Source organism: Sphingopyxis sp. NJF-3, assembly GCF_053514865.1.
Genome location: NZ_CM130726.1, coordinates 702,860 through 725,262, shown reverse-complemented (window position 1 = coordinate 725,262; position 22,403 = coordinate 702,860). Strand labels below are relative to the sequence as shown.

Here is a 22,403-nt window from a genome sequence, read left to right as displayed (position 1 = left end):
CGCTCTGGGTTCCCGCTTTCGCGGGAATGACGAAGGTAGGGAATGGCACCTCCCCACCCCAAAGCGGCCGCCACGTCCCCGCCAAACCATTTCCCCCCTTGCCCTATCGCACCGCACCATGCTCAACGCGCCGCCATGGCCGACGACTCTCCCCTCCTCGCCCTCGCCGATGTCCGCGTCATGGCGGACGAGGCCTGCATTCTCGATCTCGCCGCACTGACCATCGGCGCGGGTGAGAGCACCGCGATCCTCGGCGCCAACGGCTCGGGCAAGTCGACGCTGGTCAAGCTGATCACGCGCCAGCTCTATCCCGTCTGGGGCGCCGATGTCCGTATCTTCGGGCAGGACAGCTGGAACGTCTTCGAGCTTCGCAAGCTGCTCGGCATCGTCTCCTCCACCGAACAGCTCGATTTCGACGCCGAGCCGCCGCTCGAGGTGCTCGACTGCGTCGTCTCGGGCTTCTTCGCCTCGCGCGGCCTCTGGAAGCATCAGCATTATACGCAGGAGATGATCGACGTCTCGCGCGCCGCGCTCGAAGAGGTCGGCGCGAGCCGCCTGATCGGGCGCAGCATGGCGAGCCTGTCGACCGGCGAGGCGCGCCGCGTTCTGATCGCCCGCGCCCTCGCGCACCGGCCCCGCGCGCTGCTGCTCGACGAGCCCTGCGCGGGGCTCGACCCCGCGGCGCGGCACCATTTCCTCGACATGTTGCGCGGCGTCGCGCGGGGCGGCACGACGATGCTGCTCATCACCCATCATATCGAGGAAATCCTGCCCGAGATCGACCGCATCGTGATGCTGCGCGGCGGCCACCTCCTCCACGACGGGGCCAAGGCCGCCCTGCTGACGAGCGACACGCTCACCGACCTCTTCGGCCTCGGCATCACCGTCACCCCGCGCGGTGAATGGTATCACGCCGATATTGCAGGCTGATCGCGCGCCGCCGCGCGCCTGTCCCGCCGCGGGACATTTTGCCCGCGGCGCAACTTTTTGTTCGTATCTCGCGGCTTAAGAGGGTCAGCGTGGGTCGCGCGCGAATCGGTCGCGCGGGGCGGCACCGGATTCCGACGCGCGCATGAAACCCGAACTGCATCTTACGCCCGGCATCGCCTGGCTCGATCCGCTGGCCGAACGGCCGGCCGGGCCGGGGCGCAATTTCTGGGCCGGGCTGATCGCGGCGGTGATCGTCGCCTGCCTGGCGATGGCGCTGGGGAGCGGGCGGATGCGCGCCTACACGCCACCTTTCGGGCCCTACAGCGTCACCGTGCCGCTCGACTTCAAGCCCTATGACCCGCAGCGCTGGGCGATCATGAACGCCGGAAGCTATGCCGACGCGCTGAAGATCGATCCGACGCTGCCCGATCCCGCGAGCGTCGGATATGCCGATGCCACCGGACAGCCGCCCGCCGACCCCGCGACGCTGCAACAGGAAGCGTTCGTCGGCCCGCCCGCCAAATCCTATGTCTTTCGCGGCGCGACCGCGCTCGACCGCGAGCGAGCGCATTATTGTCTGACCGCCGCCATCTATTACGAGGCGGCGTCCGAAAGCGACGACGGGATGCGCGGGGTCGCGCAGGTGGTGCTCAACCGTGTCCGCCACCCAAGCTTTCCCAACACCGTCTGCGGCGTCGTCTTCCAGGGGTCGCAGCGTCCGGGCGTCTGCCAGTTCACCTTCGCCTGCGACGGCGCGATGGCACGGGCACCCGAAAAGCGGAACTGGCTGCGCGCGAGCCGCGTCGCCTCGGCCGCGCTCGGCGGATATGTCTTTCCCGGCGTCGGGCTCGCGACCCATTATCACACGCAGGCGATCTGGCCGCGCTGGGGCAAGAGCCTGGTGATGACCAACATCGTCGGCGCGCATATCTTTCATCGCTGGCGCGGGCGCTGGGGGATGCCCGATGCGTTCCGCGCGCCCTATATCGGCCGTGAGCCGGCGCCGGGGCCCTATCTGCCGGTCGCCGAGCAGATCGCGGCGCGCGCGAAGGGCGCGGTGCCGGCCGCGCTGCTTCCCGAAACCGCCGCCGCGCCGCTCCCGGACGTCGCGGCCGCCCCGATGCCCGGCGCGCTGGCGCAGCAGGGGCGCGACATTGGCACGCCGGTCACCGCCGCCCGGCAGCCGGCATCGCCGCCGCCGACCTATGCCGACCCGCGGCTCAACCAGTCGGGCCAGATCCGCGACGAGTATAAGGGCAGCGGGGAGTGGATTCGCTGAGGCAATCGTCCTAGCCTTCGCGCCTCACCAGACAGGGAGGCGTCCCATGGGACATGTGAAAGGCATCGGCGGGCTCTTCTTCCGGTCGCGCGACCCCGCAGCGCTCAAGACATGGTATCAGCAGCGGCTCGGCGTCGGCGGCGGCTGCAGCGCCGACGACAGCGTGCCGCCCAACCAATGGGTATGGAACGTCACCGCCGGCCCGCTCGTCTTCGAACCCTTCAAGGCCGACAGCGATTATTTCCCCGCCGACCGCCAGCATATGATCAATTTCCGCGTCGACGATCTCGACGCGGTGCTCGAACCCTTCCGCGCTGCCGGCGAGGAGATCATCACCAAGGACGAGTGGAACGACCCCGCGATCGGCCGTTTCGCGCGGGTGCACGATCCGGAGGGCAATCCGATCGAGCTGTGGGAGCCGCCGGCGGGCTGACGGTCTTGTCTGGCGAAGAAAATCAACGCCCCTGGCTGCGCCAGCGCTTGACCACGCGGTCGAGGATTTCGACTTCGCCGCCCGTATCGCGCCATAGCTTCGAGAAAAGCGGATCGCTCGACGCCGGGCGCTTGTCCTCTTCGAGCGTGTCGAGATAGACGCGGATCGGGATCGAGACGCCTTCGCCGCAGACGATGCATTCGCGGTTGCGCAGCGCCGGGATCGAATCGATGAAACCGCGCGCGCCCTCAGGCATCGCGGCCTTGACGAAATGCTGGTCGCGCTCGTTGTTGAGGCGCATCGAGATGATCGTGCCGCACTGCGACAGCACGCCTTCGGCGAGGTCCGACGGGCGCTGGGTGATCAGGCCGAGCGACACCCCATATTTGCGGCCTTCCTTTGCGATCCGCTCGAGAATCTTGCGCACCGCCTGCCCCTGGCCGACGTCCTTCGCCGGAATGTAGCGGTGCGCCTCCTCGCAGACGAGCAGGATCGGCCGCTGCGGCTCGCCGCGCGACCAGATCGCATAGTCGAAGGTCAGGCGCGACAGCACCGCGACGACCACGCTCGTGATGTCCGAAGGCACCCCCGACACGTCGATGATCGAGATCGGACGCCCGTCCGACGGCAGGCGGAAGATCTTGCCGATGAAGGCCGCCATCGTATCGGCGACGAGCATGCCCGAAAACATGAAATTATAGCGCGGATCGGCGCGCATTTCCTCGATCTTGCCCTTGATCCGCATGAAGGGCGCCGACGAGGTCGCCTTGTCGAGCTTGCCCATCTCGTTCGACAGGATCGCGAGCAGGTCGGAGAGCAGATAGGGGATCGGCGAATCGACCGTGAGCTTGGTCATCCCTTCGGCCAGGCGGTTCTTTTGCCGCGCCTGGAGCAGGCATTTGGCGAGCACGTCGCAGTCGCCCTGCCGCTCGCGGCCCTCGCTGGTGACGAAGACCTCGCAATGCTCCTCGAAATTCATCAGCCAATAGGGCATCGCGAGATTGTCGACGTCGAACAGCGCGCCGGTGCCCTTGAAGGCAGCCGAATATTCGCCGTGCGGGTCGATCATCACGATATGGCCCTGCGGCGCAAGTTCGCAAATCCTGTGGAGGATCAGCGCCGCGCTCGTCGATTTGCCGGTGCCGGTCGAACCCAATAGCGCGAAATGCTTGCCGAGCATCGCGTCGACATAGAGCGAGCCGCGGATATCCTTGGTCGGATAGACGGTGCCGATCTCGACATGCGCGCGCTCGTCGGCGGCATAGATCTGCTTCAGATCGGCGCTGGTCGCCGCATAGACCTCGCTGCCCGGTACCGGATAGCGGGTGACGCCGCGGCGGAAGTTGTGGATGCGCCCGGTCAGCTTTTCCTCGTCGCCCTCGCCGAGGAAATCGACCGAGGCGACGATCACGCCCCGGTCCCCTTCGTGGAGTTGCTGGTCGCGGATGCTGGCGAGAAGCCAGACGTTGCCGACGCGAACCTTGATCTGGGCGCCGACCTGGCCCGCCATTGCGACCGCGGGGTCGCCCGACCCGGCAAGCCGGCCGATCGCCTCGGCGTCAAGGATGATGCGCGAGGCCGAGCCCGCGATGTCGATCACTTCGCCGACAAGCAGTTCGTCGCGATGATGCGCCGTCGCCGCCGCGACGGGCGCGACGGTACCGCCGCCGGCGAGGCGCACGGTTTGCGCGGCCGTCTGATCGCCGGCGCTGAACCCGCCGCTCTGCATGTCCATCCTTATGCCCCGCCTGTTGTCAGTCCCGGACACCGGTATCGCACCGGATGGTAAAGAAAGCGCTTATGCTGCTTTCTGGCGGTTCAGCGCCGCCGGAAGATCGCCGACGCGCCATAGCCGAGGACGAGCGACAGGAGGACCGCGGTCAGGCCATAGAGAAAGCCGTGGCGCTGCGCCGCGAGCGCGACGAAGCGTTCGAACCCCGCCTTGCGGATCTCGACGTCGCGCGAGGCGACCGCGATAACGCGGCCCTTGCTGATCAGATAGGTTTCGGCGCGGTAATTGCCGACCGGAACGCGCGCCGGCACGGGGATTCGCGCGCGGTAGAGCACCCCTTCGCTGATCTCCACCGCGCGGGGATTTTCATAGAAAAGGCCGAGCCGGCGATAGAGATCGATCAGCCCGCCCTCGAAGCGTTCGAGCTTCTTCGCTTCGGAAAAGCCCGTCGGCGACATCGACAGGTTGCTGAGCCCGAGTTCGAAGATCGCGGCGGTCCGCTCGTCGACCAGCTTGTCGATCGGGCGCGACGATCCGATCGCATAGAAGCCGGGCGAGGTGCGCAGGCGAATACTGCTGGCGTTCACCCAGATGCCCGCGACGCGCTGTTTCTCGCGCAGCACGATCGGACGCACCGGCCCTTTCAGCACGACGACGATATCGGCGCGGTCGTCGGGCAGGCGCTGGCCCGGATAGAGGATCGCGCCGAACAGCAGCAGTTCCTCGCCGGTGAAGCTGTACTGGATGTCGATCGCGCGGTTCGACACGTCGGGCACCAGCCGCGGGTCCGCCGCCTGGACGCTCCCGGCAGGCAACAGCGTGGCGGCAAGCCCCAGCAGCAAGGCGGCCAGGCGCGTCATTGCACGGTATAGATTTCTTCGGGGCGGATGAAGAGGTCGACCCCCATGCGCAGCGCGACGAGAAGGACGATCACGGCGAGCAGCAGCCGCAGATATTCGGGCCGCACCGACTGGGCGAAGCGCGCGCCGACCTGCGCGCCGGTGACGCTGCCGAGCAGCAGCAACCCCGCGAGCACGATGTCGACCGCGCCCGTCGTCATCGCATGCACCATCGTCGTCGCGATCGTCACGAACAAGATCTGGAACAGCGAGGTGCCGACGACCACCTGCGTCCCCATGCCGAGCAGATAGACCATCGCGGGAACCATGATGAAGCCGCCGCCGACGCCGAGCAGCATCGTCAGCACGCCGACCCCCATGCCGAGCAGCAGCGGCGCGAGCGGCGAGATATAGAGGCCCGAGCGATAGAAGCGCCAGCGCAGCGGCAGGTTGGCGACCATCGGGTGATGGCGGCGCTTGCGCGGGGGCGGCGGCATCCCCGCCTTCATCGCCCGCAGCGAGCCCCACGCCTCGCGCCCCATGATCGTGCCGACCGATCCCAGCATCGCGACATAGAGGATCGAGATTACCGTATCGATCTGCCCCCAGGCGGTCAGCAGCTCGAACAGCCCCGCGCCGATCAGCGACCCGACGAGGCCGCCCGCGACCAGCACCGCACCCATGCGCAGGTCGACGCCGTCGCGCTCGAGGTAAGCCATCGTCCCCGACACGCTGGCGCCCGTCACCTGCGTCGCTGCCGACGCCGCCGCCACCGTCGGAGGTATGCCATAGAAGATCAGCAGCGGCGTGGTCAGAAAGCCGCCGCCGACGCCGAACATGCCCGACAGAAAGCCCACTCCCCCGCCGAGCAGGATGATGACCAGCGCGTTGACCGACAGGTTGGCGACAGGAAGGTAGAGATCCAAGGACAGGCCCCGACGCGTGATTCCGGCGCCCGGACGGCGCCGATTCAGGCGACCCTAGACGATTTTTCCGGGCCGGGGAATCGGCTGCGCGCGTGTCGGAGCGCGATTTTCAGAAGTCGGCAGCCAGCGTCACCGCGAGCCCGCTCGCGGGGCGTGCTTCGCCAGCGACGCGCTGCCGCCAGTCGACCGCGATCCGGCCGCCCCGCCCGACATCGGGCAAGCGCAGCGTCAGCCGCGGGCCGACGTCCACCCGCGATGCGCCGGGCTGCGCCGCGGCAGCTGCCAGCGTGCCGAGCCGCAGCGGCGCGTCCGTGCCCACCGCGTGATCGACGACCACCGCGGCCTCCGCGAAGCCGTCGCGGCGATGGACGCCGACTACCCCCGCCTGACCATAGGCTTCCAGCCGGAAACCGCCGGGCAGTGCCACATCGCTGACGCCGCCGCCGACCGTCGCCGCCAGCGCGGTCCGTCCCTCGCGGCCCACGGCAAGGCGCTGCTCGATCGCGATGTCGACCGGCAGGCGCGCCACCGGCGCGAACGCCAGCCCGAGCGCGACCTCGCGCTGATCCGGCCGGTCGGTTGCGATCGTTGCGCGCGCAAAGGCCCGTGCCCGACCCTGATCGCCGAACCCATAGGCGATCCGCATCCCTGCCTGACTCCCGCCGAGTTCGCCGCCCGCGGCGATCGGTCCCGGCGCCGATGCCGAGCCTTGGCGCAGGAACAGCCAACCCGACACCGACCAGCCCGAAAGATCGCGCACCATCCAGAAGGGCGCTCCCGATCCAGGCTCGGCGCGCGCTGCGGCTTTCGACGGCATCCAGATCGCGCCGGCCGGCACTGCCGCGCGCGCATCGCCCTGCGTCAACGGCGAGAGCAATCGCGCCATCAGCGCGACGCGCAGGCTGTGGCGGTCGAGCCCGCCCTCCGTTCCCCTCGGCGTCGCCGCGCGGCCACGCCAACCGCTGCGACCTTCAGGGATGGGAGGGAGTCGCAAGACCGGAGACGTTTCCGCGCCGCCATTCACCCCCGCGCGATCGGCGGCAGCGGGCGGCGGCGATATCGCGTTCGTCGCGAACCGCGGAGCCGGTGCCCAGGGCGAAGGCGGCGTCGGCGGTGCCGGGACCGCGGGGTTCCAGGCCACCAGTACGCGCAGCGCGATCCAGCCGCCGCCGCACAGCAGCAGGAAACGCAGTGCCGGCGCATCACGACGCGCGCTCCGTCCCGACTGCCGGATCATCACGGCAGGCGAACCGGCATCGCGATGGGGTGCGGCGCGATTTCGGTATCATGGTCGGTCTTGTCCCATACGACCTCGCCCGACCGCAGCATCTGACAATAGATCGCCACCGCCCGCCATGTCGCAAGCACGGCGATGACGTTGGCGACGAAGGCGCGCGGGATCGCGCGCAATCCCTGCCGCCAACCGTACCAGCGCGTGGTGAAATGACAGCGCATGCCAAGCCGCCACAGCAACAGCGCAGCCGCGAAATCCAAGAGGAGGCGTAGCCCCTCATGCGCGGCCGGCGGCGGCCAGCCGAGCGTCCCCTGCCCCACCCAGCCCAGCAGGGTCAGGACCAGACCGGCATAGGCGGCGAGAATCACGACGGCGGCGAGCGGCGCGCGCCGGTCGCGCCACAGCATCCAGCGCGCCGCCCAGCCGCGGGCACCGCCACCTTCGGCGACGGCATTCCATCCCAGATGATCCCAGCCTTCGAGCGCGATCCCCGCGATCCACCGCGCCTTCTGCCGCATCGCGGCATCGGCGCGGCCCGGAAAGCAGCCGCGCGACACGATCGGATCGCCCGCCCCGGCCGAAGCCGCGACGAAACGCGCGCGCAGGCCATAGGCGCCGAGGAGCATCCCCACCTCATAATCCTCGGTCAGGCTGTCGGCGCGAAAGGGCCGCCCGTCGCGATGGAGGGCGAGCAGCGACAGCGCATTTCGCGACAGCGCGCATCCCACGCCCGCCGACGGAATCGGCAGGCCGAGCCGCGACCGGACCGCGAGCTCCTTTCCATGCGCCTCGGCGAACTCGTCGCCATAATGGCCGCCGACCCAGATCGCGCCCTTGCGGATCATCGGCACCACCGGAATCTGCACCATCGCATGATCGGCGAGCATCGCGCGATAAAGCGCCAGCTCGCCCCAATGGACATGGTCCTCGGCGTCGTGGAGAACGACGGCGGCGAAGCGCGCGCCCTCCGCCCGTTCATCGTCGAGCAGCGCCGCCCACAGCCGATTGAGATTGTCGCCCTTGGTCGTCGGGCCGTCCGCCGCACCGATGACGAGGCGCAGCCGCGGATCGCGCGCGACCAGCGGCGAAACGGCGAGCAGGGTCGCGGCGTCGTTCGGATAACAGCCGACATAGAGCCGGAAATCCTCGCCATCCCATGCGGCGAGTGTCCGCCGGATCGTCGCGGGGAGCACCTCCGCCTCGTCCCAGGCGGGCACGAAGATCGCGAAGGCACCGTCGACGATCCGCGTCCCGCCCTTGATCGACGGCAGCGGGCGGTGGCGCGTCGCGAGCCAGACTGCGTCGAGCAGCAGATCATCGAGCCCGATCAGCAAGATGCCGACCGCTGCAAAAAGCATCAATTCGTGCGCGGCGCCGTGCACGAACCACGGCAGCCATCCGATCGACAGTTCCACCCCCGTGCCCCGTCTTCCCGACGACGCCCCCGTCGCCATCTCGCGACAAGGGGTAATGGAAACCCTTTCTTTGTAAAGGGTGACGAACCGGGAAGCGCGCGTTACTAAGCCCGCGAAAACATCCGATCTGGCAGGAATATAATCGCCCGATGGCCCCCGGCCCCGCTCCCCGTTCCGCGCTGCGCGACTTTCTCGAAAGCGAAAGCGCCGGCGGGATGCTGCTCATCCTCGCAGCCGCGCTCGCGATGATCGTGGCCAATTCGCCGCTCGGCGCCCTCTATCACGACGCGATTCACGCGGTGACCGGCCCGGCCCTGACCGACAAGCTCGGGCCGATGACGGTGCATCTGTGGATCAATGACGGGCTGATGGCGATCTTCTTCCTGCTCGTCGGGCTCGAGATCAAGCGCGAGTTCGTCGACGGGCGGCTCGCGAGCTGGGACCGGCGGCGGCTGCCGATGATCGCGGCGGCAGCGGGCATGGCGGTGCCGGCGATCCTCTACATGCTCTTCGCCGGGTCCGAGCCGGGGCTGGCGCAAGGCTGGGCGATCCCCGCCGCGACCGACATCGCCTTCGCGATCGGCGTCCTCGCGCTGCTCGGAAAGCGCGCGCCGACCTCGCTCAAGCTTTTCCTCGTCACCGTCGCGATCGTCGACGACATGGGCGCGGTCGCGATCATCGCGCTCTTCTACACCGCCAAGATCAACCTCGCCGCGCTCGCCGCGGCGGCGGGGCTGCTCGGCGTCATGTTCGCACTCAACCGCGCGGGCGTAAGGCGCCTGACGGTCTATCTGCTGGTCTTCGCGCTCCTCTGGTATGCGATGCTGCTGTCGGGGGTGCATGCGACGATCGCCGGTGTCCTCGCGGCGATGGCGATCCCGTTCGAGGCGACGCCGGGCGCACCCGACAGCGCCGCCTCGCCGCTCCACCGGCTCGAACATGCGCTGCACCCCTGGGTCGCCTTCGGCATCGTGCCGCTGTTCGGTTTCGCCAACGCCGGGGTCGATATCGGCGGGCTGACCGCCGACCAGATTTTCGCGCCGCTGCCGCTCGGCATCGCCGCGGGGCTGTTCCTCGGCAAGCAGATCGGCATTTTCGGCAGCGTCTGGCTTTCGGTCCGGTTCGGTATCGCGGGCCGGCTGCGCGGCGCGACCTGGCTGCAGGTCTATGGCGTCGCACTGCTCTGCGGGATCGGCTTCACGATGAGCCTGTTCATCGGCGGCCTCGCCTTTCCGGGGAACGTCCTCTTGGTCGAAGAAGCGAAGATCGGCATATTGATGGGGTCGCTCGTCGCGGCGCTCGCGGGTTTCGCGGTGCTCCGCTTCGCACCGCCGCATCCGAACCATGCCGCGACCGAGGCCGACAGCGACGCCGAGATCGACGGCGACGGCGATGTCCGCGACACGTCGGAAACGAAAGGAGCCGTGCCCGTCTGATGCGCACCCCCACGATCCTCCTGCTGCTCGTCGCGGGCACCGCCTTGTCGGGCTGCTACGCACTCGACCCCGAAATGAAGCGCGTCGTCGCCGAGCGCAAGGCGCAGGAACGCGGCGCGCCTGCTACGCCGGCGCCCGCCGCCGCGGCGCCGCAAGCCGCCGATGACGAGCAAGGCGCCCCCGCCAAGGTCAGCACGGAGGTTCCGACGATCGACGTCCGCCGGATGGAGGTCGTCTCCGGCATGACCGAGCTGCCCGCACCGAACGCCCCTGCGCCGCCAGCTGCACCCGCCAGCGCCGACGCGAACGCCTGGCCCGCGCCCACCGCCCCTGTCGACCCCACCTCCGCCATGTACGCCGCGCAGGCGGTCGATGCGATCGCGTCGGCCTATGTGCTGCTGACCCTCGAAATCGGCACCCACGAAAGGGGCTATATCGACGCCTATTACGGCCCGCCGAGCCTGCTCGAAGCGGCGACCAAGGCGCCGCGCGACAAGCCGACCCTGCTCGCCGCGGCGCGGCAGCTGATGGCCAAGCTCGATGCGGCGGCGCCCGATCTTTCCGACTCGATCGAGCGGCGCCGCGCCGCCTTTCTGCGTGCCCAGCTCCGCGCCGCCGAGACGCGGCTGATGATGATGGAGGGGACGCGCTTCCCCTTTGCCGAAGAGGCCGAACGGTTGTTCGGCGTGCGCCCCCAACTGAAGCCGCTCGCAAGCTACGACGCCCAGCTCGCCGCGATCGCGGCGCTCGTCCCGGGCGACGGGCCGCTCGCGGCGCGGGTCGAGGCCTATCTCGACCGCTTCACCATCCCCAAGGACAAGCTGAAGCCGGTGTTCGACGCCGCGATCGCGCGCTGCCGCGGCCGCACCGCGGCGCATGTGACGATGCCACAGGGCGAGAGCTTCGAACTCCAGTTCGTCACCGGCAAGAGCTGGAGCGGCTATAATTATTACCAGGGCGGCTATCACAGCATCATCCAGGTCAACACCGACCTGCCGATCCGCCTGTCGCGTGCGCTCGACCTCGGCTGCCACGAGGGCTATCCCGGCCACCACCTGCTCAACATGAAGCTCGAGGAACAGCTGGTGAAGGCGCGCGGCTGGACCGAGTTCAGCGTCTATCCGCTCTACAGCCCGCAAAGCCTGATCGCCGAGGGCAGCGCCAATTACGGCATCGACCTCGCCTTCCCCGACCGCACCCGCCCCGACACCGAGCGCGACGTGCTGATGCCGCTCGCCGGCATCGCGCTGCCGGGCGACGATCGCTACTGGCAGCTCACCGACGCGCTGAAGGCGCTGCAGGGCGCGCGCCTGACCATCGCGCAGCAATATCTCGACGGCGCGATCGACCGGCCAGCCGCTGTGGCGCTGACGCAGAAATATCTGCTCGTCTCGCCGCAGCGCGCCGAACAGTCGGTCGCCTTCACCGACCAGTATCGCAGCTATGTGATCAACTACGGCATCGGCGAGGACATGGTCCGCGCCTATGTCGAGCGCGGCAACCCCGACCGCGACGAAAGCTGGCGGCGGATGATGCTGATCCTCAGCGAACCGACGCTGCCGGCGGATCTCACCGCGCCGTGAGCGCGGCGAGGCGGCGGATCACTCCGCCGCCATCGCCAGTTCGACGCGCTGCGGGCCGCGGATCACGCCGCCGGGGGTCGGCCCCTGCATCTCGCCGTCCTTGAACGTCACGACGCCCGACTTGATCGTCGCGACATAGCCGTCGGCCTTTTGCAGCAAGCGCTTGCCGCCCGCGGGCAGGTCGAAGGCGAGCCACGGCTTGCCGAGCTTGATCGCGCCCATGTCGATGACGTTCACATCGGCGAGATAGCCGGGCGCGAGTAGCCCGCGATCGTCGAGTCCATAGAGCAGGGCGGTGTCGCGGCACTGGCGCTTCACCGCATGTTCGAGCGCGATGCGGGCGCCCGCGCGGTCGCGCACCCAATGCTGGAGCATGAAGGTCGGCGAGGCCGCGTCGCAGATCGTCCCGCAATGCGCGCCGCCGTCGGACAGGCTGTTCACCGTGTCGTTCGCGGCCTGCAGATCCTCCAGGAAATTGAGGTTGCCGTCGCGATAATTGAGGATCGGGAAATAGATGAAGCCCTTGCCGTCGTCCTTCATCAGGAGGTCGTAGGCATATTCGGCCGGGCTCACCCCTGCCGCCGCCGCGCGATGCGCGATGCTCTCGTCCATCCGCGGTTCGTAGTTGAAATCGGGGTCCATTTCGAACTGCACGGGCCAGCCCAACGCGACGATCTTGAGGAAATCGAGGATGTCGCTTTCGGGCCAGACATTCTCCTCGTCGATCATCCGCGCCTTGAAGGCGGGGTCTTTCAGATGCGCGAGCTGCTGCCCCCACGGCAGGTCGATGATCTCGTTCCACGCGGGCTTGAAGCGGAACGGGTGGACGGTGCCCTGCCACGCCATGATCACGCCATTACCGCGCAGCGCGATCTGCGCGACGATGTTCGCGCCGGTCGCATTCTGCTTGCGCATTTCCGAAATCTGTTCCTCGAGCGGCAGTTCCTTGGCGATCGACTGAAGCGCGGCGAAGGTCACCGGCAGGCCGGTTTCGCGGCTGAGATCGCCCATCCACTGAAACTCGTTCCACTCGCGCTTCATGTCGCTCGCCATTTCGAACACGCCATAGCCGACGCGGCCCATCGCGCGGCCGATCGCGATCAGCTCCTCGGCGGTCGCGGTGGTACCGGGGACGAGTTCGCCGTCGACCGACTTGTGGAGCACGGTGCGGCTGGTCGAGAAGCCCAATGCGCCCGCGCGCACCCCTTCCTCGACGATGCGCGACATTTCGGCGATGTCTTCGTCGGTCGGGATCGCACCGGGCTTTTCGCGGTCGCCGAGCACATAGGCGCGCACCGCACCGTGCGGGACGTGGCACGCGACGTCGACGGTGCGCGGCAGCCGTTCGAGCGCGTCCATATATTCGGGGAAGGTCTCCCAGTCCCACGACATGCCCTCGGCGAGCGCGGTGCCGGGAATGTCCTCGACCCCTTCCATCAGGCTGATCAGCCAGTCGTGACGGTCGGGCTTGGCGGGAGCGAAGCCAACGCCGCAATTGCCCATCACGACCGTGGTGACCCCGTGCCAGCTCGATGGCGCCATTTCGGCGTCCCATGTCGCCTGCCCGTCATAGTGGGTGTGGACGTCGACAAAGCCGGGGGTGACGATCCTGCCCTTCGCGTCGATCTCTTCGCGGCCGGCGCCCAGATTCGCGCCCACCGCGGCGATGCGATCGCCCTCGATCGCGACATCGGCCACGAAGGGCGCGCCGCCCGTGCCATCGACGACCGTGCCGCCGCGAATTACCAGATCGTACATCCCGACTCTCCCGATTTTTCGTTTCAGGACGAAACCTATCACCAAATTCGCGATGTGCAAATAATCGCGCCGGAAGCCCGGCGAAGCGCTATGGTGGCGTGACAAATCCAAAGGGAGTCGCCGCCATGATCCGCTCGCTTACCCTCGCCCTCCTCCTTGCGACCGCCGCGCCCTCGCTCGCCGCCGAGCCCGCCGCCGCACCCGATTACAGCGCCGCGCTCGCCGATCCCGCGCGCCCAGCCGCCGACCGCGAACGCGATGCGATGCGCAAGCCCGCCGAACTGCTCGCCTTCGCCCAGATCGCACCCGGCGAGGCGGTCGGCGATTATGTGATGGGCGGCGGCTATGTCACCCGCCTCCTCGCCGCCGCGGTCGGGCCCGAGGGACATGTCTACGCCTTCCAGCCCGCCGAGTTCATCGCCTTCAAGAAGCAATATGGCGACGATCAAGCGGCGGTCGACGCCGCTTATGCCAATGTCGACGCGGTCAACGGCCCCTTCGCCGCGCCGCCCTTTCCGGTGCCGCTCGACACGATCATCACCGTGCAGAATTTCCATGACCTCTACCTCAAGCCCTTCCCCGAAGGTACCGGCGACAAGGCGAGCGCGGCGCTGTTCGCGGCGCTCAAGCCCGGCGGGACGCTGATCGTCGTCGATCACAGCGCCGCCGACGGCAGCGGCACGACGCTGTCCGACAGCCTCCACCGCATCGACAAGGCTGCGGCGGTCGCGGCGCTCACCAGGGCAGGATTCGCACTCGAGGCGGAAAGCGACCTCTATGCGCGGCCCGAAGATCCGCGTACGGCCAATGTCTTCGACCCTTCCATCCGCGGCAAGACCGACCAGTTCGCGCTGCGCTTCCGCAAACCCGAGTGAGACGATGACCGGCGACGACGAAGATTATGTCTATGACGAAGCGAGCGGCGAATGGCTGCCCGCGAGCGAAGCCCGCGCGCGCGCCGAAGCCGCCGCGGCGGGCCCCGAGGTCCGCGACGCGGTGGGCAATCTGCTCGCCGACGGCGACTCGGTCGTGCTGGTCAAGGACCTGCAGGTGAAGGGCGCGGGGCAGACGCTGAAGGTCGGCACGGTGATCAGGTCGATCCGCCTGACCGGCGACGATCAGGAAATCGACTGCCGCCACGAAGGCATCAAGGGTCTGGTGCTGCGCGCCGAATTCGTCCGCAAGCGCTAGGCTTTCAAGGGAACGGGCGGTGCATTACCTCTATCTCGCCATCGCGATCGTCGCCGAGGTGATCGCGACGTCCTTCCTGAAACAATCGGACGGCTTTCGGAACCTTGGTCCGTCGCTGGTCATGGCGGCGGGATACGCCATCGCCTTCTATTTCCTGTCGCTGGCGCTCCGCGACATTCCGACCGGCGTCGCCTATGCGATCTGGTCGGGGGTCGGCATCGTGCTGATCGCCACCGTCGCCTGGATTTTTCAGGGGCAAAGGCTCGACGCGCCCGCGCTGCTCGGCATGACGCTGATCGTGGCGGGCGTCGCGGTCCTGAATCTCTTCTCGAAGACCGCCGCGCACTGATCCCGCAAACGGTCTATTCGGCCCGCGTCGGGATCCCGTTCATCAGCGTGTGCAGTTCGCCGGCTTCCCACATCTCCATCATGATGTCGGAGCCGCCGATGAATTCGCCCTTCACATAAAGCTGGGGGATCGTCGGCCAGTCGGAAAATTCCTTGATCCCCTGGCGGATCTCCATGTCCTGCAGCACGTCGACCGTATCATATTCGATACCGAGCCGGTCGAGCATCGCGATCGCGCGCGAGGAAAAGCCGCACTGGGGGAACAACGGCGTACCCTTCATGAACAGCAGCACCGGATGGTCGCCAACCAGCTTGGCGATGCGGTCGTGGGTGGCGGGGTCGGTCATTTGTCGGTCTCCGGTCGGGCGCCGCGATCGGGCGCCGCAAAAGCATGGGGTTCCTATGAAGGAACGCCGGTGGTCAATTGCAAGGCATGAAGTTCGCCGCCCATGCGTCCGCCCAGCGCCGCATAGACCGCCTTGTGCTGGGCAACGCGGGTCATGCCGCGAAAGGCGGCGCTGACGACGTGCGCGGCATAATGGTCGCCGTCGCCTGCAAGATCGGTGATCGTCACCGTCGCATCGGGAAAGGCGGCGGCGATCATCGCCCGCAGATCCTCTTCGCGCATCGCCACCGGTCGCGCTCCCTCAGTTCTGATCGTCGATGAACTGGCGGCGCGCCTCGGCGGTCTTGTCGTTGAGCGCGGCGCGGATTTCGGCATCGCTGATCTCGACACCGGCGGCGGTCAGGTCGCCCGCGAGCTTGCGGATCACGTCCTCGTCGCCGGCTTCCTCGAAATCGGCCTGCACCACCGCCTTCGCATAGGCGTCGGTTTCCTCGGGCGTCAGCCCCATGCGTTCGGCCGCCCATTCGCCGAGCAGCCGGTTGCGCCGCGCGGTGATGCGGAACAGCACGTCCTGATCGCGGGCAAACTTCGCTTCATGGGCCCGTTCGCGGTCGTCGAATGCGCTCATCTCGTCCTCGTCTGGTGAAAATCCGTTCCAGTCGCAGATAGGTCGCGTGCCCCCGCGGCGCAAGCCGCCTGTGCGGCTGATCACTTCCCTTTTGCGAACAAAGGGTTTAGGGTCCGCGTCACGGGATGGGTCGTACCGCAGCACTATAAGACTGCGCCTTGCCGCCAAGCTGCCGCAGGGTCGAATTGCGTATGGCTTTGGGGGATTGCGACGATGACCGCTCGATATGGCTTTCCTATGCTTTTGGCCGCCCTCGCGCTCGGTGGGGGCAGCGCCGCGCGGGCGCAGGGCGACGACCCGACGCTGCGCGACAGCTTCGCGATCGGCAGCCAAGGCGGCTCGCTGTGCGAGGTGCAGGCGACCGTACGCGACAGCGTGATCGAGGGCATGTTCGATCGCGCGTGGATGATCCTGTGCCGCGACGCGAGCCAGCCGGTCGGCTATATCCGCATGCTGCGCGCGACCCCTGCCGAGGCCCAGGCGCGCGTCGAGCGCGGCCGCGCCGGCACGATCGATTGCGACGCAGCGGGCACCTGCACCGTCAAGGGCAGCGATGTCGCGTGGCGCACCCGGATCGAGGCCGATGGTGATACCAGCTATGCCGCCGAGGGCTTCGCGGCTTATGGCGATGCACTCGACCTCGCGCTCGAATCGATCCGCCGCCGCGCAGTCGTCCCCGGCGTGATCAAGGTCGCGACCACGTCGGTCGGCGGCGACGATGGCTTCGCGCGCACCCTTGCCGGCACCATAGATGTCGACAAGGCGCTCGCCGAGGGATACCGCCGCAACCACAGCGGCGATTATGCCGACGCCGCCGAATTCTTCGAGGCGCTGTCGCGCCGCGCGCCGGGCGAGCAACAGACCGCCGGGATCGACCCGACCGAATTCACTCTCAACCGCGCGCTTCAGAAATCGAACCTCGGCGAATTCGCCGAGGCGGAGCGGCTGTTCGCCGAGGTCGAGGCGATTCCCACCGGCGATCCGGTGCAGCAGCGCCTGCGCCGCAATTTCCGCGCGATCCATGCGCTCAACCAGCGCGATTACGACGGGGCGGCGGCGATCCTTCAGACGCCGATCCCGCCGCTCACCAGCGCGGTGACGGTCGAAGGCAACGCGGTGACGCTGACCCCCGAGATCGTCGCCGGGGTCAACGGCGGCAGCTCGGCGAGCGCGATCCAGCAGACCTCGGATCGCGAACGGCTGACCCCCGCCGAGCGCGCGACGATCATCGACGCGCAGGCGACGCATCTGCTCGGCACGGTGGAGCGGCTGCGCGGCAATGCCGAGGCGGCGAAAGCGGCGCAGCTCAAGGGGCTCGCCGACGCGATGGCGGTGCGCGAGGGGCGCGTGACCTCGATCGTCCGGCTGCGCTCGCAGATGCTCGGCGAACTCGCGCTCTCCGAGGAGGCGCTTGGCGACAATGGCGCTGCCGACGCGCGCTTCCGCGAATCGGTCGACGCACTCGCGGTCGAATATCCCGAAACCAACGCGCTCGCGTCGGCGCGCGCGCGCTATGCGGCCTTTCTGTCGCGGCACGGGCAGGACGAGCAGGCGCTGGGCATTTATCGCGAGGTCGTGACCGCGCTCGCGAACTCGCAGCGGTCGACGACCGGCATGGCGAACATGATGGCGCCCTATTACCGGCTGCTCGCGGCGCGCGCGGCAACCGATCCCTCGGCGATCGGCGACTTCTTCGTCGCCAGCCAGCTCCAGATCCGACCCGGCGTCGCCGACACGCAGGCGGTGCTCGCGCGCGAGCTGTCGGGCGGCGATGGCGAAGGTGCGCGGCTGTTCCGCCAGGCGACCAATCTCAATCGCGACATCGAGCGCGCGCGGATCGAGGATGCACGGCTCGCGCAGCTTCCCGCGACCCCCGAAATCGGCGCGCTGCGCGCCGATCTCAAGACGCGGCTCGACAATCTCGGCTTCCAACAGGCCGAAACGATCGCGCGGCTTTCGGCCTTCCCGCAATATCGCGTCGTCGAACCGGGCAAGCTCGACCTCGCCGAGCTCCAGCAGGTGCTGCGCGGCGACGAAGCCTATCTGAAGATGCTCGTCGTCGGCGACGCCGTCTATGCGATGCTGATCGGGCACGACGATGCCAAGCTGTGGCGCGCCGACATCGGCGCGGCGGGGCTGGAGAATGCGGTCGACGCCATCCGCTCGACCATCTCGATCGTCGAGAATGGCCGGCGCGTCACCTACCCCTTCGACGCCGCGACCGCGCGCAAGCTCTATACGCAATTGTTCGGCCCCGTCGCCGACCGCCTGCCGGGGATCGCGCATCTGATCTTCGAACCCGACGGCGCGATGCTGCGGCTGCCGATCACTCTGCTCGTCACGTCCGACCAGGGGCTTGCCGATTACGAGCAGCGGCTGCTCGATGCCAACGCCGACCCGTTCGACATGCGCCAGATCGCATGGCTGGGGCGGACGGTGCGGCCGAGCACCTCGGTCTCCGCGCTCGCCTTCCGCAATGCGCGGCAGACCGCGCCGTCGCACGCCGCCAACGAATATTTCGGGCTCGGGCAGAACCAGCCGGTCACCGGCGCGCTGCTCTCGACGGGAACGCGCGGCGGCGAGATGTCGGCGGTCGACGGCGACTGCCAGTGGGATATTTCGCAGTGGAGCCGCCCGATCTCGGCCGACGAGTTGGTCACCGCGCGGAACGCGATGGGCCGCGACGCCGCGACGCTGCTGACCGGCAGCGCCTTCACCGACACGGCGGTCAAGACCCGCGCCGATCTCGACCAATATCGCATCATCCATTTCGCGACGCATGGTCTGGTCACCGCGCCGCGGGCCTCGTGCCCAGCGCGCCCGGTGCTCGTCACCTCGTTCGGCGACGGCGATTCGGACGGATTGCTCAGCTTCCAGGAAATCTACGACCTCAAGCTCGACGCCGACCTCGTCATCCTGTCGGCGTGCGACACCGCGGGCGCGGCGTCGGTCGCCGCAACGCGCGAAGCCGGGGTCGCAAGCGGTGGTGGCAACGCGCTCGACGGGCTGGTCCGCGCCTTCATCGGTGCCGGCGGCCGCTCGGTGATCGCGAGCCACTGGCCCGCGCCCGACGATTTCGACGCGACCAAGCGGCTGATCGGCGGGCTGTTCACGGCACCGAAGGGCGAAAGCGTCGCCGACGCGCTATGGGCGACGCAGACGAAGCTGATGGACGACAAGCAAACCTCGCACCCCTATTATTGGGCGGGCTTCGCGATCATCGGCGACGGCGGACAGGCGCTGCTCCAGGCCCCAGCGACCACCGCCGCCGCGCCGCAGGCCGGGGAGGCCGCGGGACACGCGGGCTGAACGATGGCTCGGGGGGAGGATATGGTGACCGCGCCCGACCCGGCGGCGGCCGAGGATCGCCCCGCGGCGGTCCCGCTCGGCAAGCGCGTCCGGCGGCTGGCGACCCAGCTCGGCCCGTCGCGCCTCGCCGCAACGATCCTGTTCCTCTGCCTTGCGGTGCTGATCGCGCGGCTCGGCTGGCAGTTGCCGCTCGCGCGCGATGCCGAACGCGCGCTCTACGACGCGCGCGCGACCGCGATGGCGCCGCATGTCGGACAGGACAAGCGCATCGTCATGATCACCTATAATGACGAGACGCTGTTCAACACCGGCATCCGCTCGCCGCTCGACCGCACGCTTCTCGCCCGCGCGCTCGCCAATATCGACCGGATGGGGGCGAAGGCGATCGGCATCGACATCGGCTTCGATTCGCCGCGGCCCGACGACGAACTGCTGAAGACTCAGCTCCGCGCGATGCGGACGCCGACCTGGCTCGCCTATGTCGAGCAGGCGAGCAATCCCGACACGATCTTCTATGAGCAGCAGAAATTCCTGCAATCCTTCATCGCCGAGGTGACGACCGCCAGAACCCGACCAACGAGCGTACTGTTCCACACCGACGACGATGGCGTGATCCGCAACTGGCCCGAGCGGCCCACGGGACTACCGCCGCTGATGGCCAATGCGCTGGCGCCGGTGGATCCCGCACACGCCGACTATCGCGGCGCCATCCGCTTCCTCCTTCCCGCGCGCGCGGAGGCTGGTCAGGAAGAACCCGTGTTCGCCAACCTCCCCATCGACGCCTTCGCGATGCCGATGGATGACGAGACGCGCGCCGGCTTCGCCGAAATGGTCAAGGGGCGCTATGTGCTGATCGGCGGCGACATCATCGACGTCGACCGGTTCAACACCCCGCTCAGCCGCTTTCCCGACGCCGTGACCGGGCGCCACGAAACGATGATCGGGCTGGAGGTTCACGCGCATATGCTGGCGCAGCAGCTCGACCGGGCCTGGCTCGATCCGATCCCCGGTCCAGCGCTGTGGGTCATCGCGATCCTTGTCGTCGTCGCCGGCGGGCTGACCAGCCTGATCGACCTGCGCGCGCGGTGGGTCGCGCTCGCCTTCCTCGGCCAGATGGCCTTTTTCGTCGCCTTCCCCTTCTGGGTGCAGGGCCGGGGAGTCGACACCACGACGCTCCCCGCCTTCGGCTGGGCGGTCGGCTGGTTGTTCGGCTATGCCGCGGTCGGCACCGCGGCGCGCACGATCGGGTCGCGCCAGCGCGCCTTCGCGCAATCGGCGCTCGGCAAATATCTGCCCGCCGACGTCGCGGCGCAGATCATGCGCGACCCCGACCAGTTGTCGCTGCACGGCGAGCGCCGCAACATCTATTGCGTCTTCACCGATCTCGAGGGCTTCACCAAATTGAGCCACGCCGTCACCCCCGAAACGGTGGCGCGGCTGCTCAACGAATATCTCGACCGCCTGTCGGACATCGTGCTCGACCATGGCGGAACGATCGACAAGTTCGTCGGCGACGCCATCGTCGCCTTCTGGGGCGCGCCGATCAGCCGGCCCGACGACGGCGAACGCGCGGCGGCGGCGGCGGTCGCCATGTATCAGGCGGGCGAGGCCTTTCGCGTCGACATGGCCGAAGGGGTGCCGCCGCTCGGCATGACGCGCGTCGGGCTGCACGTCGGCGACGCGATCGTCGGCAATTTCGGCGGCGAGGGCCGCATCCAGTATACCGCGCTCGGCGACAGCATGAACACCGCGTCGCGCCTCGAATCGGCGAACAAGAGCCTCAACACCGGTGTGCTGATCTCGGCCGAGGCCGCCGAGCATGCCGGGCGCGACGATCTGGTGCCGATGGGCCGTGTCACGTTGCGCGGACGCGCGCGGCCGGTCGATGTCTTCACCCCGCGCCCCGATCTGACGGGCGAGCAGCGGGCGCGCATCGCGGCGATGGTCGCCGCGCACGAGGCGGGAGAAAAAATCGCCTTTGTGACCTGTGCCACAGCGGCGCAGGCCGAACATGCGCAGGATGCCGCCATCATGCTTCTGGTAAAACGCCTGAACGAGACCGAGAGAGGAGAAAGCTATGTTCTGTCCTGACGCCCGGATGCGCCGCCTGGGGCTGGCCGCCGCGGCCGCCGTGATGGCGGTCGCCGTCGCCGGAACCGCTGCCGCCCAGTCGATGGTCGTCCGTTCGACCGGCCCGTCGGCGAGCAAATATCCGACCGGCACCAAGCTCAAGGCCAGCGACAAGGTCACCCTCGTCGCCGGCGACCGCGTCGTCCTGATCCAGGGCGGCAAGACGCGCACGCTTTCGGGGCCGGGCAGCTACAGCGCGAGCGGCACCGTCCAGGCGAGCCAGACGACGGGCTCGACGGTCGCGCGCATGCTCGCCTCGGGTCCGCAAGGCCGCGCGCGCGGGGGCTTCACCCGTGGCGATCCGGCCGGTCCGCCGCCCGCCGATATCCATGCGCCCAACCTCTGGCTGCTCGATTATCGCGAGAGCGGCACCTTCTGCGTCGCCGATCCGGCGACCCTGCTTCTCTGGCGTCCGCATATGGGCAGCGACGAGCTGCTCAAGATCGAGCAGGGCGACCGGAGCGAGACCGTCGCCTTCGTCGCTGGGGCCAATTACCGCAAATGGCCCACCGAGACGGTCCCGGTGCAATATGGCGTCGACTACCGGCTGTCGGGCGCGGGGCTGGCCGCCCCCGTCTCGATCCGTTTCGCGCCGCTCGACGCGATGCCCGAAGGCGCCGAAGGCGCCGCGGCGATGCTGGTCGCCAAGGGGTGCCAGCCGCAGCTCGACCGGCTCGTCGACGCAATGGCGGAATCGGAAGCGGCGGGAGGCTGACGGGATCGGGTTGTCGTTGAATCGGCCCGATCCATCTGATAATAGGAAAAGAAAGCCGCCATTCGAGCGGTCCCTCCTTTCCTTGGGTCGAAAACTTCCTGCTGCCGGAATTCCGGCGGTATCGGAATGAATTTGGCGCGAGGTCGCAGCGGCGACCTTGCCGGCACGCAA

Annotated in this window: 20 protein-coding genes; 11 read left to right on the top strand and 9 right to left on the bottom strand. The window is 68.3% G+C overall.

The genetic code is table 11. The annotated features are described in order from the left end of the window. Positions 1-135 precede the first annotated feature (135 nt). The 3 genes from ACOTSS_RS03310 (at position 136) to ACOTSS_RS03300 (ending at position 2,642) form a co-directional block, all read left to right on the top strand. Positions 136-930 (top strand): ABC transporter ATP-binding protein, encoded by a 795-nt coding sequence (locus tag ACOTSS_RS03310; RefSeq protein WP_448690118.1) that lies wholly within the window; start codon positions 136-138, stop codon positions 928-930. A gap of 142 nt (positions 931-1,072) precedes the next feature. Beyond that, entirely contained in the window at positions 1,073-2,209 is a 1,137-nt protein-coding gene (locus tag ACOTSS_RS03305) for a cell wall hydrolase (protein ID WP_448690117.1), read from the top strand. Between the two features lie 46 nt (positions 2,210-2,255). Next, complete coding sequence (locus ACOTSS_RS03300) at positions 2,256-2,642, top strand: VOC family protein (RefSeq protein WP_448690116.1); 387 nt, start codon at positions 2,256-2,258, stop codon at positions 2,640-2,642. A gap of 22 nt (positions 2,643-2,664) precedes the next feature. Here the strand turns inward: ACOTSS_RS03300 and ACOTSS_RS03295 are convergent, their stop codons facing one another. From ACOTSS_RS03295 to ACOTSS_RS03275, 5 genes are all read right to left on the bottom strand, one after another. After that, positions 2,665-4,377: an ATP-binding protein gene (locus ACOTSS_RS03295; RefSeq protein ID WP_448690115.1), complete on the bottom strand. Its 1,713-nt coding sequence runs from the start codon at positions 4,375-4,377 to the stop codon at positions 2,665-2,667. An 83-nt stretch (positions 4,378-4,460) separates the two neighbouring features. Further along, entirely contained in the window at positions 4,461-5,234 is a 774-nt protein-coding gene (locus ACOTSS_RS03290) for a TIGR02186 family protein (protein WP_095387647.1), read from the bottom strand. Continuing rightward, on the bottom strand, positions 5,231-6,139 hold the full coding sequence (locus ACOTSS_RS03285) for a sulfite exporter TauE/SafE family protein (RefSeq protein WP_448690114.1): 909 nt from the start codon (positions 6,137-6,139) through the stop codon (positions 5,231-5,233). The genes ACOTSS_RS03290 and ACOTSS_RS03285 overlap by 4 nt, the downstream gene beginning before the upstream one ends. 109 nt (positions 6,140-6,248) lie before the next feature. Further along, on the bottom strand, positions 6,249-7,376 hold the full coding sequence (locus ACOTSS_RS03280; RefSeq protein WP_448690113.1) for a hypothetical protein: 1,128 nt from the start codon (positions 7,374-7,376) through the stop codon (positions 6,249-6,251). Continuing rightward, complete coding sequence (locus tag ACOTSS_RS03275; RefSeq protein ID WP_448690112.1) at positions 7,376-8,788, bottom strand: glycosyl transferase family protein; 1,413 nt, start codon at positions 8,786-8,788, stop codon at positions 7,376-7,378. Before ACOTSS_RS03275 ends, ACOTSS_RS03280 begins: the two co-directional genes overlap by 1 nt. Positions 8,789-8,937: 149 nt before the next feature. Between ACOTSS_RS03275 and nhaA the strand changes: the two genes are divergently transcribed. Together nhaA and ACOTSS_RS03265 are read left to right on the top strand one after the other, a co-directional pair. Then, the gene (gene nhaA, locus ACOTSS_RS03270) at positions 8,938-10,224 is read left to right on the top strand and encodes a Na+/H+ antiporter NhaA (protein ID WP_448690111.1); all 1,287 of its coding nucleotides are present in this window, start codon (positions 8,938-8,940) and stop codon (positions 10,222-10,224) included. After that, a complete protein-coding gene (locus tag ACOTSS_RS03265) occupies positions 10,224-11,807 on the top strand; it encodes a hypothetical protein (protein ID WP_448690110.1) in 1,584 nt (527 codons plus the stop codon). The genes nhaA and ACOTSS_RS03265 overlap by 1 nt, the downstream gene beginning before the upstream one ends. Positions 11,808-11,825: 18 nt before the next feature. Here ACOTSS_RS03265 and ACOTSS_RS03260 read toward each other — a convergent pair whose 3' ends face one another. Then, entirely contained in the window at positions 11,826-13,565 is a 1,740-nt protein-coding gene (locus ACOTSS_RS03260; RefSeq protein ID WP_448690109.1) for an N-acyl-D-amino-acid deacylase family protein, read from the bottom strand. A gap of 125 nt (positions 13,566-13,690) precedes the next feature. Between ACOTSS_RS03260 and ACOTSS_RS03255 the strand changes: the two genes are divergently transcribed. From ACOTSS_RS03255 to ACOTSS_RS03245, 3 genes are read left to right on the top strand one after another with little or no spacing between them, the layout of a single operon-like run. Continuing rightward, positions 13,691-14,440 carry a class I SAM-dependent methyltransferase gene (locus ACOTSS_RS03255; protein WP_448690108.1) on the top strand — a complete coding sequence of 250 codons (750 nt, stop codon included), beginning with the start codon at positions 13,691-13,693 and terminating at the stop codon, positions 14,438-14,440. A 4-nt stretch (positions 14,441-14,444) separates the two neighbouring features. Then, positions 14,445-14,756: an alkylphosphonate utilization protein gene (locus ACOTSS_RS03250; protein ID WP_448690107.1), complete on the top strand. Its 312-nt coding sequence runs from the start codon at positions 14,445-14,447 to the stop codon at positions 14,754-14,756. 19 nt (positions 14,757-14,775) lie between these two features. Then, positions 14,776-15,105, top strand: a complete 330-nt coding sequence (locus tag ACOTSS_RS03245) for a DMT family transporter (RefSeq protein ID WP_448690106.1) — start codon at positions 14,776-14,778, stop codon at positions 15,103-15,105. Positions 15,106-15,118: 13 nt separating this feature from the next. Here the strand turns inward: ACOTSS_RS03245 and grxD are convergent, their stop codons facing one another. The 3 genes from grxD to ACOTSS_RS03230 are packed head-to-tail and all read right to left on the bottom strand — an operon-like array spanning position 15,119 to position 16,078. Continuing rightward, entirely contained in the window at positions 15,119-15,451 is a 333-nt protein-coding gene (gene grxD, locus ACOTSS_RS03240; protein WP_448690105.1) for a Grx4 family monothiol glutaredoxin, read from the bottom strand. Between the two features lie 53 nt (positions 15,452-15,504). Next, the gene (locus ACOTSS_RS03235; RefSeq protein ID WP_053556063.1) at positions 15,505-15,732 is read right to left on the bottom strand and encodes a BolA family protein; all 228 of its coding nucleotides are present in this window, start codon (positions 15,730-15,732) and stop codon (positions 15,505-15,507) included. A gap of 19 nt (positions 15,733-15,751) precedes the next feature. Then, positions 15,752-16,078 carry a DUF1476 domain-containing protein gene (locus ACOTSS_RS03230; protein ID WP_448690104.1) on the bottom strand — a complete coding sequence of 109 codons (327 nt, stop codon included), beginning with the start codon at positions 16,076-16,078 and terminating at the stop codon, positions 15,752-15,754. A 237-nt stretch (positions 16,079-16,315) separates the two neighbouring features. On the opposite strand from ACOTSS_RS03230, the gene ACOTSS_RS03225 reads away from it, so the two are divergent. From ACOTSS_RS03225 to ACOTSS_RS03215, 3 genes are read left to right on the top strand one after another with little or no spacing between them, the layout of a single operon-like run. Beyond that, the gene (locus ACOTSS_RS03225) at positions 16,316-19,387 is read left to right on the top strand and encodes a CHAT domain-containing protein (protein ID WP_448690103.1); all 3,072 of its coding nucleotides are present in this window, start codon (positions 16,316-16,318) and stop codon (positions 19,385-19,387) included. Positions 19,388-19,408: 21 nt separating this feature from the next. After that, a complete protein-coding gene (locus ACOTSS_RS03220; RefSeq protein WP_448690102.1) occupies positions 19,409-21,478 on the top strand; it encodes a CHASE2 domain-containing protein in 2,070 nt (689 codons plus the stop codon). Then, entirely contained in the window at positions 21,465-22,232 is a 768-nt protein-coding gene (locus ACOTSS_RS03215) for a hypothetical protein (RefSeq protein WP_448690101.1), read from the top strand. The genes ACOTSS_RS03220 and ACOTSS_RS03215 overlap by 14 nt, the downstream gene beginning before the upstream one ends. Positions 22,233-22,403: the final 171 nt, after the last annotated feature.

Excerpts from the sequence above, each read along its gene's own strand:
- ACOTSS_RS03310 (WP_448690118.1), top strand. The coding sequence starts at position 136 with ATGGCCGACGACTCTCCCCTCCTCGCCCTCGCCGATGTCCGCGTCATG.
- ACOTSS_RS03305 (WP_448690117.1), top strand. The coding sequence starts at position 1,073 with ATGAAACCCGAACTGCATCTTACGCCCGGCATCGCCTGGCTCGATCCG.
- ACOTSS_RS03300 (WP_448690116.1), top strand. The coding sequence starts at position 2,256 with ATGGGACATGTGAAAGGCATCGGCGGGCTCTTCTTCCGGTCGCGCGAC.
- ACOTSS_RS03295 (WP_448690115.1), bottom strand. The coding sequence starts at position 4,377 with ATGGACATGCAGAGCGGCGGGTTCAGCGCCGGCGATCAGACGGCCGCG.
- ACOTSS_RS03290 (WP_095387647.1), bottom strand. The coding sequence starts at position 5,234 with ATGACGCGCCTGGCCGCCTTGCTGCTGGGGCTTGCCGCCACGCTGTTG.
- ACOTSS_RS03280 (WP_448690113.1), bottom strand. The coding sequence starts at position 7,376 with ATGATCCGGCAGTCGGGACGGAGCGCGCGTCGTGATGCGCCGGCACTG.
- nhaA (WP_448690111.1), top strand. The coding sequence starts at position 8,938 with ATGGCCCCCGGCCCCGCTCCCCGTTCCGCGCTGCGCGACTTTCTCGAA.
- ACOTSS_RS03265 (WP_448690110.1), top strand. The coding sequence starts at position 10,224 with ATGCGCACCCCCACGATCCTCCTGCTGCTCGTCGCGGGCACCGCCTTG.
- ACOTSS_RS03260 (WP_448690109.1), bottom strand. The coding sequence starts at position 13,565 with ATGTACGATCTGGTAATTCGCGGCGGCACGGTCGTCGATGGCACGGGC.
- ACOTSS_RS03255 (WP_448690108.1), top strand. The coding sequence starts at position 13,691 with ATGATCCGCTCGCTTACCCTCGCCCTCCTCCTTGCGACCGCCGCGCCC.
- ACOTSS_RS03250 (WP_448690107.1), top strand. The coding sequence starts at position 14,445 with ATGACCGGCGACGACGAAGATTATGTCTATGACGAAGCGAGCGGCGAA.
- grxD (WP_448690105.1), bottom strand. The coding sequence starts at position 15,451 with ATGACCGACCCCGCCACCCACGACCGCATCGCCAAGCTGGTTGGCGAC.
- ACOTSS_RS03235 (WP_053556063.1), bottom strand. The coding sequence starts at position 15,732 with ATGCGCGAAGAGGATCTGCGGGCGATGATCGCCGCCGCCTTTCCCGAT.
- ACOTSS_RS03230 (WP_448690104.1), bottom strand. The coding sequence starts at position 16,078 with ATGAGCGCATTCGACGACCGCGAACGGGCCCATGAAGCGAAGTTTGCC.
- ACOTSS_RS03225 (WP_448690103.1), top strand. The coding sequence starts at position 16,316 with ATGCTTTTGGCCGCCCTCGCGCTCGGTGGGGGCAGCGCCGCGCGGGCG.
- ACOTSS_RS03220 (WP_448690102.1), top strand. The coding sequence starts at position 19,409 with ATGGTGACCGCGCCCGACCCGGCGGCGGCCGAGGATCGCCCCGCGGCG.
- ACOTSS_RS03215 (WP_448690101.1), top strand. The coding sequence starts at position 21,465 with ATGTTCTGTCCTGACGCCCGGATGCGCCGCCTGGGGCTGGCCGCCGCG.